A 13,232-nucleotide genomic window follows, 5' to 3' on the forward strand; every position below is an offset into this window, starting at 1 on the left:
AACAGCGCAGCAAGACATTGTCCTCTAGACAGCACCGGTCTACCCAAAGGTCTTTCGAGCGCGGCTTTTTGGCGCGTCTTGCTTCCAGAGTTAAGGAGGAACCGCGCGGCGCGCTTTGGCCCATACTGCACACGGCTGGCGCCGGTTCCCACGGCTTGCCTCGGCTGGCTAATCACAACTTTGAGCTTAGCGCGCACGCCAACCGCGCACGAAAGCTTCTAGCCCCCAGGGGCCGTGGGCGTAATGACCTTGGCCGTCGAGGACTCCAGGGCAGGCCGCGGCAAGGGGCCCAATCACCTTGAGGGGCCCGCAAGAACTAAATTTTCCTCTTCGGCGACGGCTTCAATCTTGCTCTCCTGATCCTTGAAACAACTAGAGCTGGACTCGAACCTTGGCCGCATCATCCACTCCCCCTATAGAAGCAAGAGCAACCATGATGAACGCCGTGATGGTGACTAATCCCGCAACGACAACTACGTGGGTGACTACTAACGACCAGTCAAAACCCTGACGGAACGCGGCAATAGTGTCCCGCCAGTGCAGCGCCATAAGCGGTGCGATGACCAGGAGCAAGGAGAGGATGCCAGCCAACAGAACCCAAGCGTTCTGCCAGGTTTGACTAGAACCAGTGAATACGGCAAACAGCGCGAGGGCCTCCCCGACTCCGATATACGCCACCAGCAGGAACTGCCCTACCGGTTGAAATGGATTGGTATCAGAATGCACACGCTGTCCTGGACTATCCTGATCGAGTCCTCCGCCATACCGACTTGGTATCCGCTGCAGCCATTTCGATTCAAAGGCAGCCGCGAGCAGAAGAACCGGGATGACTTGGGCCAGCAGAGTGTGGAATTCGTTCATATCTCCTCTTAGGTACCTCTCCGTCGATCTCTCCGTGAGCGCTCAAGTCCCCCTCGTTCGAGAGTTTTACCATTGCCGCCCTGCCCGACCATTTTTGGACGCTGGCAAGTGAGGGCCTCCATGCGAATGCCCGCACAATCCGTCTCTTCTACAAGGCTGCGCCATAGCGGCCGTCGCCGGCGTGCCCTGGTGCTTGTCTGCTAAGAGGCGGGAGTTCACCGCTTCGCGGTCGCCGTTTCCTCCGAGGCTTTCGGAGAGCTGCTGGCGCCGTTGGGCTGAATCGTAGGGCGGTTTCGTCCTGTGCCTTTTGTGCTCTGTCCTGACTGTTAGACCCTGCCACAGCGGCGCCGGCCACCACTTCATCTGTTTATCCGTCGTCACTCATTCTCTCGGCCTGGGAATCATGGTGACGAGCATCCTGCTGATAGCTCTCCGCGATGCCGCGTAGCACCCGGGCAGTGCGCGGCCATCTGGTAGAAATCTTTACCGCCATCTCTCGGTACTGCTTTTCGAGTTCGCGTTCCTGATCTCCCCCATCAAAAACCCCTCGAGTGGTAGCGCCACGCTTGTTGATCTTGCCCATGTGCACTCCCGCGTCGAGCCGGGCGTTACCAATGTTCTCGATGATCTCTCGGACCGGTTCCGCAGGCCAAACGCCGTCAGTGCCGACAGGACTTGACGCGAGGATCTGACCGATCTGTTCATCGCCGATTGCTACGCGCTGACTGTCAGAGAAGGCGAGGCGGGCGCCCCTCACCCAAGCAGTCAACTGGGAACTGTCAATGGTGCCATCCTCGGCGAGACCTGGAAGGGTATGCCAATGCTGAAGAACGGTGAAGGACCGATGGGCGAACGCTTTCTCCTGAGCGGTCAGGGACCGTTTTGGTTCATCATCGCCACGGTATAGAGCGCTGATCATTCTTACGAAGTCGCTTGGGTCCGTTCCCAGCGCGCGGTAGAGCGCAGCTGACGGATGGTGATCATGTAACAGTTCAAAAAAGGTGAACTCGTAGACTGGGAGCTCCGTGTCGTCGGGAAAGTGCTGCTCCATGTATTTCAGGACATTGCCGAGGTAGTAGCTGTTCATGGTCGTGTCGTGGACGGGACCGGGTCCGTTGAGGAGCGCGTTGAGGACAGCCTTGACGAGGCCAGCGCTCGGTTCGCCGTTGGCGTGGAGCATGTCGCTGAGGAGCGCTACTGCTTCCCATAGACGACCGTGCTTGACGAGCAGATCAATCGCTTCTGCGCGTTCCTCGGGGGCGGCGTAACGATGTTGCGCTCGGCTCCAATATGCTGCCTCGAGTTCCATTCCGAGGGTGGCAATCTCAGTCCAGTATTGTTTCGCGAACGGGACGGCAGCCATGAGTCTTTCCTGTGATTCCGGCTCTTTCAAAGCAGTGCTGGCAAGCGCAGCCTTGACCCAGGAGAAGCCTTCAACGTGGATTTTGTCGCCGGCGAAGGTCAAAGCCGCATGTCGTAGGTTTTCTTCCTGACGGCTGATCCAACCGAGGATCGCCTGCTCGGGGACGTCACGCCTTGCCGCGAGAAAGCGACCAATGATGTGCGGCGTTTTCACATCAAGTGTCAACGTAGCCAACGCTTCCGGGCCGAGTGTGAGGACCTCCTCGAGGGCCTGATTTTGTAAGCGGGCGAGTTCGACGTCGTATCCTTCTTCTCCCCACTTGTAGTTAGGGATACGCGGGCGCCAGTCAAAGAGATTCGAGAAACGGCGGGCGTCATGATCAGGTGTCAGGTCATCAGCAACGGCACGAAGAAGTGCGACATCGTCGGTGGACATTGCCCACTCGGCCTCGGCATACTCCTCGTGTTTGTCTGCCTCGCTGTTCAATGCTTCCCACATCGCATACCGTTCTTCCTCCTTCCAAGTGTCGGCACCAACAGCCTCACGAAGCTTTTGGATAACAACACCCCGTTCATCGATGGGCAGCATAGCGATCTTGGGAAGCAACTCCAGCCACCGTTCCGTGTCAGTTCCGATGACACCCATGGCCATGACAACAAGCCTGTGGACGAAATGACCCCAGTCTGCGTAGGTCACTGTTTGCTTGACTGGATTCCAATCGCGGAAGGCAGGCGCGTGAGGGGGAAATGCGGTCGCGTGGTTCTCAGGCCACACCCCCATGAGGAGCTTCCAGCCAACGTTTGGCTCGCGCTGAAGAATCCGCTGGACTACCGCGAGTTTGTCATCAACCGTAGCCCCGCTCTGAGGAAGCCAGCCAGTTACAACGGTCTGAAGACTCACGATCGGACGGTTGCTGAGCCGGCCTCCCGGGTCGATCAAGGAAAGCTGACCGAGCAGAAGCGCCGCGCGGCCAAAATACGAGGGCGACCAGCAAAGCGTTTCAATTGCCCACAAAAGACTCGGGTGAGGCGATGACGGGCCGAAAAGGACGTCCTGCGCTTGATCCCTGAACATTGTGCGGAGGACAGGCTGCGGTTGCTCAAGGCCGAGCTCGACGGCGTCCAGGAACACCTCCGGCGACGCTTCGGCCAACGCAGGCAAGGAATCTGCCAGCCGCGCCCAGGTCTCGCCGGTGGCATCGTCGTTTGCGGCTGTAAGCAACCCGCGGACGATCTTATCCACCCGACTTTGCATTCCCAGGTGCGGTGGAAGTTCGCCCTCGCTCGCAGCCGAAAGCGCCATACCGTTCGCGAGCCCCTTCTTCAAGATCTCCGAATATCCCGGCTTCGTGCCCTGCGCACTCGCTGTCATTCGGCTAACAGTGTCCATGCCTTGAAAGGGATCGGGTTCCAGCAGGACCTGCGCAACCACTTCAGCCCAGCGGGCCATGTCGCCGGTCGTCAACGAAGGCAAGAGGAGCAAGGCCGCCTCTACTGGCGATGTCAACCTCCACGTACCTCCCGAGCGGACAAAAGGGGCATCACTACGGCCGGCCAGGCTCGTGAGGAGTCGCTCTATCTCGTCCCGTGCCCGCCCAGTCAACTTCTCCAGGGCGAGGAGGTCCTTTTCGTAGCCTGACCACGATCCGGCCAATACCAGGGGCGCCAGAACGCCAGCGGACTCAGGCTTAACTGCCCAGTCTGGCTTGCGGAAGCGTGGCTCAACTGAAATAGAACGGATGAACGCGGCCATACTCCGACGGGCTAGGGCCACCATGGCTTCCGCATTGTCTAAATCGGAAACTACTGCCTTCAGAGCCTCGCGAGCGGAAACTCGATCGATCTTTCGGAGCTCGATTCTTTTACCACTGCGAACGACGTCGTCAGCCTCGGCGAGTAGGACGACACGGTGTCCGCCATTCACCGTCGCCGCAAGGTCTGGCTCGCCCTCGAATAACGGCACAAGGATCAAGGGAACCCGCGACTCGACCAACCGCTGCCACGCGGCTTTATCAGTCACTACGACGGTGCGGTAAAGAAGCTCTTCATGCGACGCCAATGCTGAGAAGAGGAAGGCCAGAGCGTCGTCCTGCCAGTGAGCGGCCAGCGTCACGATCGCATCGGCCTGCGCTGCTCCCGTCAGCGCGGCACGCAACTCATCGGCTGCGGCTGAACGCCCGGCGACGAAGAACTCCGGCGAAAGCGCGATCTGGATGCGCCCCTGAAACGAGTTCCACCACCGTTCGATGGTCTGCGCGTCGCGAGGCCGGTACCCGAGGCGCTCGGAAATCCAGTAGTGCACCGAAGGAGATGCTTCCAGCCATCCCTCAAGGCGGTGTGCATCGAGGGCCACAACGCCGGCGAACTTAGATTCGGCTACTCGATCGCTTGCCCACTTCTTCGCTCCTGCCCAGTTGCGGGGGGTCGCGAACACGAATACTGAGTCCGCGTCGTTAGGGAGTGACTCTATGCGCTTGTCGTAGTCCCTCTGCGCCTTGCCCTTCGGGTTGGCTTCAGTTCCGAACTCGAAACGCAGCTCACCGGAGGGGAGATATGTGCTTCCGGTGGATGTCGCGGTTCCATCCCATCCGGGCGCGGCACCACCTTCGTGCGACCGCACGTCGACGTTGGTGATGCCAGGGGTCACAGCTAAAAGGCGACGGATCAATTCAGGAAAGGCTCCTTTGGCATCATCCCGTGCTGCCCAACTTTCTAGTTCATTAGCGCTGATCAGCTCTGGCCCGTCGGCCCGAAGGGCAGGGGCTACTGATGACGTGCTTTCGCCGCGTTTCTTGAGAAGACGCTCGACCTCTGTTCGGGCGAAACGATGCTGCGATGAGTCCGGCAGACGGGCTGAAATCAACGTGCCCCCTCTCACCCAGTTCCTGACGGTGTTCTCATGCACACCGAGCAAGGCGGCGGTTTCCCGCACATTTAGAAATGGACTGCTTTCACCTTCACTTTTCATACCAAAAGAGTAGCACATTGTGGACTTTGTAGACTTTTCCGCGAACTTCCGTTTCGGAGGGCAGGGGTATGGGACTAAGAAGCCTTTTCAGGAGAAAGACAGCGGCGGGTGACACGGCTGGTTCAACAGCCGTCGTTGAGCCGCAGGCGGAGGTACCGCTGACGCTTGGAGAGCCGGCGGAACTCCAGCAGGCTTGGGCAGAACATGCCGAAGCGGCTAAAGGTTCCGGCGTGAACAGGCCTTCACGCCTGTACCCGCCGGCAAGCCCCGGCAAAGACCCCGCGGCCGTGCGCAGTATGGCGGCCTTGCTGCGCCACGTACGGGATGAGGACACAGCACCCGGCATCGAACCGGCCGGGTAGGGCCGGTCCGGCCCTGTTAGGCGGGCGGCCCGGCCTGCGCCGGGTCTACTAGGTTTCCTCGTCCTTCCGGACCTTGGAGATGGCGCGGTAGGCAGTGATGGAAGCGCCCAGCGCTGCCAGAGAGACCCCTCCGCACAGTTCAAAACTGGGCGCTTTCTCACAAAACGAAATCCGATGGCTGACCGTTGCCTGAGGGTCCCAGGCGGTCCTGCGCCAGTCAGTTTCTCTTCATGTAGACCCTCAGTTCAGGCTTTTCCTTGTCCCAGTTGTCTGATGCTGCTTGCCCGTGGGCTTCGAAGAACCTTGCGAGGGCCAGATGCTCCTGGTTCCTGGGGAGCACCACATGTTGGCCGACACGGAGGGCAAGACTCGAATACGGCCGTCCCATCAACACCACGATTTCTTTGACGGCGTCATAGCCAAATGTTTCAAGGCAGGGTTCGAGCAAGGCCACAACGGTCGCAGGGTCTGCCTTTCCTTCAGCCAGGACACGGAACGCTGCTTCATCCAAGGTGATTCCCGTCGTCCTCGCGTAGCTGGCTGCCTCTGAAAGGGCCGAGCGGGACGCTCCTGGACCGAATTCGGCGAGCCTCTTGACCACGGCGGTCTTCACCTCCGCAGGAACAGTTTTGCTGGTTAGCAGCAGTCCGAGATCTTCGGACGGCACGTGCCGGGGCGCCAGGTACTCCGGGAAAGCTGTGGACTGTCCGATCGCGAACTCGCGGGTGGGCCAGTCAAAGGCGATGGCGGGTTCGAACGACAGCTCCGTGTCGTTGATGATCTCTTCGCCGATCAGGAGGCCAATGAACTTTCCCGGCTCGGCGGTGATACGGGCGACGTTGAGGTACTTCGTTAGCGCCAGGCTGTCAGCCAGGCGGACCCGCAATTCCGGCTCCGGCAGCACTACACCCGAGTTAAGGATGAGAACGGCGAGTTTCGCCTTCTGCTCCTCCTCCACGTCCTCGTGGCCGTGGACCTTGCCCGCAGCCCGCAGAACGACGGCGAGGGCTTCATCAATGATGCCGCCGTTCCCCTCCACGTAGGCATCGAGATTAGCGAAAGTCGGTGTGATCCTGTTCTCCTGTGCCAGGACCGGCCAGAGGCCGCTGTCGATCTCCGCGATGTTCTGGACAACGCAGTTAGGTGAGGCGTGCCTGGCGACCAGACACACCGCGGGGCGGTTGCTTTCCGCGACGTCCTGGAGGATTTCGATGAACCGGGACGGGGACCCAACTGTAGGCGAGGCCGCAGGCTGGTTGGTGACAAGGGGCACATACCGTTCTGCTTGGTCCAGGACGTAGCCGTAGACGTTGGGGACCTTGTCTTTGATGGCGTCCAGGGAGAGGTCCTCCTGGCCGCCGAGAGCGGTAGTGAGGTTTCCTACTGTGAGGTCGTAGAGGCCGCCGGCCACGGCCGCGCGTTGAATCTCAGGGCTCAGCGGGACCAATGAACTCAGCCGCACTTCCAGTAGTGACAGGACCGTGATGGCCGCGGCGGCCCGTTCCGGTTCGTCCTGCGTGACGGTCAGGACGTTCATGGCTTCGTAGTTATCCTCAACGAAGGCCGCTAGCGTCTCGCCCACCGTGTAGTAGAGATCGCGCCGGGAGCCTGACATGGCGGCGCTGAACAGGGGCACGCGCAGGTCATCCGAGATGCTGTCGCCGTTGGCGATAGTGTCGAAGATGCTGGCTGAATACTTGGCCATTCGTCGGTAGAGGGCTTCACGCTGGTTCCCCCGGGCAAGGTAGGCGTTCAGGAACATCTGCTCGTCGGTTCCCGGAGCGGAGAGTTTCCGGACCGCCTGTTCACAGCGAGGATCATCGCCGGACAGCAGGTAATCCATGATCGCGATGTTGTAGATGCTTCGGTCGTGGAGGACCGATTCACCGGCCTCGTCCAGAACCGTTTCGATGTCCTTCGGCGATGAGAACCTGAAGTTGACGTCCATCCGATTCGGCTGGACGTTGTGCAGGAGGAAGTTCATCGCCTGGAGGCTGATGTACACCCCGAGGAACTGGGCAGCGTACAGGGAGAAGTTTCGGTCAATGTACCCGGCGCCGACGAGCTCGCGCGCCAACGGCGACCCCAGGTTCCTGGCCGCGAGCTCCGCGAACGTCAGGGCCTGCCCATCGACCGCCAGGGTTTCCGGCCTGTCCATCAGATCGGCCATGTCGGCCCCCAGCAGTATGGCCCTCGTCTTGCGGATCGCGGCCAGCCTGGCGTTAGTCTTGACACGCTCGTGCTTCTCCCAGCGTTCGGGTGAGAAGTCCGCACCCAGCTCCTCCACCACGTCCTCGTAGGTGAATACCTTGCGCTGTTGCGAGTTGATGGGGACCAGCAGCTGCTGCTGTGTCGTAAAGGACTCCCAGAAGCCAGTGGTCCTCAGCTCCTCCGGTTTGAAAGTGTCCGTGCCCTTGTTTACCTGGAACCCGGTCGGGGTACCGATGCCTGAGTGACGCAGTACGCGGCGGATGTATTGATCCAGGCGATCACCCAAGGCTTTGGCCGCCTCCGCTGCGGCGTTCAAGTGGCTGAGCCTCCGTTCGAGCCTGAGGGTTTCCTCATCGATTAGCCTGACGTTCTCGGTGACCAGATCCCGGCTGTACCCGTAGAGCCTGTCCAGCTGGCTGGTGCCCGTGCGGATCTCCTCGAAGTCGGACAGGTGAATGTTCTTGTAGACGACCATTGAGAACACTGCCTCCGGATTCAAACCCGGCAAGTGCCCTTCAGCCAGGAGAAGCTGTTCGCGGAAGACCACGTACTCGTTACGGATGTTCTTGATCAGCCTCATGTCAGCCGTGTGTCTAGCGACCAGGGTGACGAGGCGCCGGTCCATATCCAGGTCTGACGCCATCAGGACCTCTGTCATGTGGTCACGTGCGCTGCGGTGGGTGATGAACGGCACGATAGGAATGACCAGGTCGAAGAACTTCGTCCGGTTGGCCCGTTCAAGCTCAGCCCGGGCAACGTCAGGGGACTGGTCGACGGTATGGGAAGTGTCGGTGTCCTGGAGAGGCCCAGCCGGCGATGCATCCTGCTCCATGGCGCCAAGCTGTTCGAAAATGCTGTCCTTGATGGCATAAACAAAACGGATCTTTCGGCGCAGCTGCTTGGAGTTGTTCAGCAGGGTGTTCAACTCGCGCAGTGTCTCGAAGATGTGTGGGTCCTCGAACCTGTCGATGTCCTCAAACACCACGACGTCGTAGTCTGTCGCCTCGAAAAAGTAGACGATTTCGTCCAGGTACTCATCAAAGTAGCTGCCGGAATTCGCCAAGGTGACCGTTGCCGGGCCCGCGACGAACTTCTCGATCCAAAACCTGTTATGGAAAATCCTCCGTGCCGAGAAGACCACCAGAGCCAGGAAGACCACCAATGCCACGTGCATGCCAACCCGCCCGACCGGGTTGCTGCCCGCGAAGTTCACCAGACGATCCGTGAAGCGTGTGAGATACCCAAGCAGCACCAGGCCAGCCGCGACAAACCCGGCCAAACCAGCTTCCCGAACCCATTTGAAGGACCCGATTCTCCGGTACCTGGAGTCCGGGACATCCGAAGGATCCTCACGGTAGAGCAACTGCTTGACGAGTTCCTTCTGAATTCTGTTGGTCTTCGAAACCGGAGGCGCCCCGTTCTGACCCGCCGGGGGCTCATCGCCCAGCGTCGACAGCGACAGGTTGAGGACCTTCGGTCCGTCGAGGGACTGCAGGACACTGCTCTTACCAGAACCGTAGCTTCCGGTCAGGGCGATGTTGCGGTAGAGATCGCGGTCGGGCCCCGTAAGCGCGTTCTTCAGATGCCGCACATAAACGCTGTGTGGGTCATCGAGAAGCAGCGGGACCAAAGGAATCAGCCCAACCAGGGTTTGCTCTTCCTGTGCCGCAAGGGCGTCACCCTCTCCAGAACCGTCCGCCGTTTCGGGACGGGCAGGAGGTTCCGTTCCGGGGGGATCACGCCTTGCCTGCAGATTAGTTTCCTCCATGCAAGGAATCCTATGGGTGATCTGCCACGAACAGGTCGAACACCCTGTCAAGGCGAACGGGAAGCAGGCAGTCTCTCGCCCGTCGCTGCCAACGGTGGCAGGAGGACCGCGGCCCGCAGATCAAGACCCGTGACGCTATCCGGCGTTTGAAAAACTGACGGTTCACGCTGTCCGGTTTCCCCGGATCATGTCCCCTCTTGTTTTTAAGTGCGGACGCGCCGGTCGACGCAGAGGGGGAACCATGAGTATTGAGTCCATCAAGCCAGTTCCGGTTCATTCCAGCCGTCGCAAAGGACTGTTCATCGTCCGGAGTCTGTCTCTGTCGCGTTGGCTCTGTTCGCTGACCTGGTTATTTCGGCTGCTCAGGTTTCACGTCTGAAAAGAAGATCTAGTTCAGGCAGAATTACTCACTATCCATTCCGCCCTTGCCAAAAGCTCATCGAATGTCACGACTTCAGGTTCTTGAAGGTGACGCCGTGCTAGTTCAAACGAACGGATCTTCTCAGGATGGTGTTGACCCTGATCGTTCTTGAACTCGGATAGCTTTCCGATAATTAAGAAGGAACGTGGCCGTATCAAGTAAGTCAGGTCGGCCGTTTCGAAGCCATCATCACCACGCCGAGCCACTCTTTCTCCGACATTTGCGACAGCCTGGTGGACTGTCACTTGTGCTTGGCTGATACCGCCCGCGAGTTCCTTTGACATAGACCAAACGCTCGGGCGATATTCGTCCTTCAAAAGGGCCGTCCGGTGGTGCTTTATCTCCGCGAACACCATGGATTGGATAAGTCCACTGGTGCGGAGCACGGCATCTGCGCGCTTTCCGTCCCCTGCGATGGAATGACCTTTCACAATTTGCTCAAGCTTTTCTTCTGACCACGACGTGAAGAGCTGTGTACCGAGACCAACGCCCAGGATCCAGGGGTTTGTCTCGAAGAACCTCTGCCACACCGCTTCTTTGCCCTTGTTCTCCTCAACCTGAGAATCGAAGAAACCGTCGTCGTCAAGCATCTTTCGAAAGCGTTCGAGGGCGGCACGCCGACCAGCAAGGGCAACGACATCCTGTGCCTGTTCATCATCGGCAATCAAAGCCCGAAGTGCTGGCGCCTGCGACTCGTACATACGGCTGGCTGATTCGGGGTTGTTCAGTAACGCGGAGAGAGTCTCTTCGTCGAGTTTGATACCAGTGTCGGCGCCGTCGGGTTCAATGAGCATCAGTCGGCGAAAGAACTCAGCCAACCGAATGGCATCTTCCCGCCGGACTCGGAGGACCTCCTTGACCACCGTTCCGGACCCGGCCGCCGGCACACGTTGGATCCAGAGGTCCACAAGGGAGCCCTTTTCTCTAGATATCAGGACCTTGATCTGGGAGCGGGTGCCATTAATTGGGGTGACCACCCACTCTTCACCTTGGCGTTGCAGTGATGAGGACCGGCCATCGTCGTCGAGGACTTGATAGACAAAGCGGCTCGGTTGACCGTAGTCGGCCGAGTTTGGGTTGCGATTAGCGAATGTCTTGGACGTGTACAAGCGACCAGGCACCCTGGCTTGCGCGTACTCCGTTTCCGTTTCCGGCTCATACGACGAGGAAGCGAACTCCGACTCTTCTCCGGACACAGTGACCCCCATTGCAATCTCGACTGCCCTCAGACTAGCCTCCCTGCCTCGGACCAGCGCCCGGTAAACGAGACCGTGCGCGGCAAGTCTTTTACGGCCGCTATAGGTGTCCCACTTCATTGGAACTGGGACACCCTGGTCAAACAGTCCCCTGCGGACCGGACCGGTTAGATCCTGCGTAATCCAACCGTCCCGGATGTTGTCCCAAAACTTGCGGCGCAATCAACCGTCACAGCTGCAACTTTTGGTACGGCTACGAGTAGATGGGGAATCAGAGAGCGGCTGCATCCTCCTCTATCGACGGGGTACTCGAGAAGGAGAAAGCATTACTGCCCTAAGTCGATGCCGTTTCTGGGAGCTATGGCTTCCAGCGATGAAGGAAGAATGTCAGTGCTGAGGTAGCAGCGCTGAATCTGAACAGGGCCTCTTGCTGGCTGCTGAGACCTGGATGTGAACCGTTCGTGTGGCTCATTTTCCAGAAACCCTTAATGTAGTCATTTTCGCCGGGCTCGAACAACCCAGAGTTAGCTAGCGCTTGTATGGCATTGCCTCCTTCGCCATGTCCTGGTCTGGGGATGAAGCCTGCCTTAGTCTTTGCGACTTCGACAAAGAAACCCTCCACGGTTGAGCGCGTGGCCGAGTTGCAGGCCTCCCAGTCCTGTCGCTTGAACGCCGAAAATGCCTGCTGGTAGTGATTCGCCGATATGGCAAACCCACTAGCTATTAGTGCTGCTTCCAAGTCTGAGACCTGCGGCGGTAAAGGAATCTCTTCAGCTCCTACCGGGCTGATCGACCATTTGCCCTCGTCGAAACTGAGGCTGTAGCCGTCTTCTAGGAAACTTGAGCGGAGCTCAGCTACCCATTCGGGTTCGTCCTCGCCCTTTGCCGTGTCGTTTAATATTTTCGTCCCCAGGGCAATGAGCGACTCCGCGCTTGGATTCTTGCCGAGGGCCGTGCTGACTCGGGTGTCTAGGTTGTTCCAGCTCCCGCCGGGTTTGTCCTTGCCAGGGTCGTTCTTGCCTAGGTTTGCATACTTCAGCAGGCGCGTAAGTGCTCCGTGGCCGTATGCGGCAGCGCGTGTGCTAATGATCGCTTCGGTGCGTTCAGATAGTGGCATGCATGCAGGCTACCTTGAGGCATTTGTGAGAGTGCCACACGGCACCAAAACAGGCCGATTTTAATGAAGTAACCCTTATCGCCATGAGAAGTCCCGCCGCCCGGCGACAAAGGCTGCGAAGGCGTTGCTCAAATACTTGAGAGCTGAATGTGCTCATATGATCGGGAGGATAAGGAGAAGGCAATGCCGAGGAAGCCCCAGAAACTCAAGTGGGTCCCAGTGCACACGACGCACCAGGACGGCCGAAAAGTCACCCTAGCCGGAAAGGCGAGGACCCGACTGAGTGACAAGTTCATTGCGCGCAAGTATGTCGATGTGAAGGACCTGCAGGGAAAGCCCATTGGGAAGTTCGACAGCATCACGAACGACAGCGGTGCCCTGACAGTCGTGTTCGTGCTTAACGAGGGCACGGCAAAACCGGGCGGAAAATTCCTCTTGGGCCTCAAACATGAGGGCATCCATGTGGCGTATGCACTTTCAGCTGCAGAGCTCCGGCCAGGCGATGAGTTACCCCGCCCGGATAAGTCACCCCGGGCGTACGTGGGAATGCTGGGCGAAGAGTCCTAATTGCTGTTCCCAGAATCTACCAGTTCGGAGCTTTGTACGAGTCCGGGAAGACGCCTGCGACACGGCGGGACAGCTTTTTAGGTCCGCCTCAGTTTCCCTGAATCGGATCACGTGTGGCCCCAGTTGGTTGACCCCTTCCGGTCCTTTCGCCACGAGGGTGCGCGCTATGATCCGGCCCAGCCGATCCAACTCTTCGTTGAGTCGCACCCACTCCCCCCGCTCGAATTTGAAGTGCTCCATCACTTCGGGGTCAGTGTCGCATTGTGTACAGCGTCCCCGCGGGTCCACATCAGCCATCATGGTCACGTAGACGCCTCCCTTGGAGTCTCGCCAGTGGGCGGCCATGATCGGGCACCACTGAGTGTGGAACAGTTTCCCTGTTCGCGTGACGTACGCCTG

The 13,232-nt window shown here is 59.1% G+C and carries 6 protein-coding genes; 1 reads left to right on the plus strand and 5 read right to left on the minus strand.

Going from position 1 to position 13,232, the window contains the following annotated elements:
• Positions 1–372: 372 nt before the first annotated feature.
• The 5 genes from SMD14_RS17655 to SMD14_RS17675 form a co-directional block, all read right to left on the minus strand.
• Positions 373–861: a hypothetical protein gene (locus SMD14_RS17655; RefSeq protein ID WP_321214500.1), complete on the minus strand. Its 489-nt coding sequence runs from the start codon at positions 859–861 to the stop codon at positions 373–375.
• 367 nt (positions 862–1,228) lie between these two features.
• Complete coding sequence (locus SMD14_RS17660; RefSeq protein WP_321214501.1) at positions 1,229–5,191, minus strand: helix-turn-helix domain-containing protein; 3,963 nt, start codon at positions 5,189–5,191, stop codon at positions 1,229–1,231.
• A gap of 579 nt (positions 5,192–5,770) precedes the next feature.
• A complete protein-coding gene (locus SMD14_RS17665) occupies positions 5,771–9,532 on the minus strand; it encodes a hypothetical protein (protein WP_321214502.1) in 3,762 nt (1,253 codons plus the stop codon).
• 393 nt (positions 9,533–9,925) lie between these two features.
• A complete protein-coding gene (locus SMD14_RS17670) occupies positions 9,926–11,269 on the minus strand; it encodes a Shedu immune nuclease family protein (protein ID WP_321214503.1) in 1,344 nt (447 codons plus the stop codon).
• 238 nt (positions 11,270–11,507) lie between these two features.
• Entirely contained in the window at positions 11,508–12,266 is a 759-nt protein-coding gene (locus SMD14_RS17675) for a hypothetical protein (protein ID WP_321214504.1), read from the minus strand.
• Between the two features lie 183 nt (positions 12,267–12,449).
• Between SMD14_RS17675 and SMD14_RS17680 the strand changes: the two genes are divergently transcribed.
• Positions 12,450–12,833 carry a hypothetical protein gene (locus SMD14_RS17680; protein ID WP_321214505.1) on the plus strand — a complete coding sequence of 128 codons (384 nt, stop codon included), beginning with the start codon at positions 12,450–12,452 and terminating at the stop codon, positions 12,831–12,833.
• Positions 12,834–13,232 lie beyond the last annotated feature (399 nt).

The organism is Pseudarthrobacter oxydans (assembly GCF_034258515.1).
Classification (GTDB): Bacteria; Actinomycetota; Actinomycetes; order Actinomycetales; family Micrococcaceae; genus Arthrobacter.

Coding starts and splice junctions, on each gene's coding strand:
- SMD14_RS17665 (WP_321214502.1), bottom strand. CDS start 9,532: ATGGAGGAAACTAATCTGCAGGCAAGGCGTGATCCCCCCGGAACGGAA.
- SMD14_RS17675 (WP_321214504.1), bottom strand. CDS start 12,266: ATGCCACTATCTGAACGCACCGAAGCGATCATTAGCACACGCGCTGCC.
- SMD14_RS17670 (WP_321214503.1), bottom strand. CDS start 11,269: ATGAAGTGGGACACCTATAGCGGCCGTAAAAGACTTGCCGCGCACGGT.
- SMD14_RS17660 (WP_321214501.1), bottom strand. CDS start 5,191: ATGAAAAGTGAAGGTGAAAGCAGTCCATTTCTAAATGTGCGGGAAACC.
- SMD14_RS17655 (WP_321214500.1), bottom strand. CDS start 861: ATGAACGAATTCCACACTCTGCTGGCCCAAGTCATCCCGGTTCTTCTG.
- SMD14_RS17680 (WP_321214505.1), top strand. CDS start 12,450: ATGCCGAGGAAGCCCCAGAAACTCAAGTGGGTCCCAGTGCACACGACG.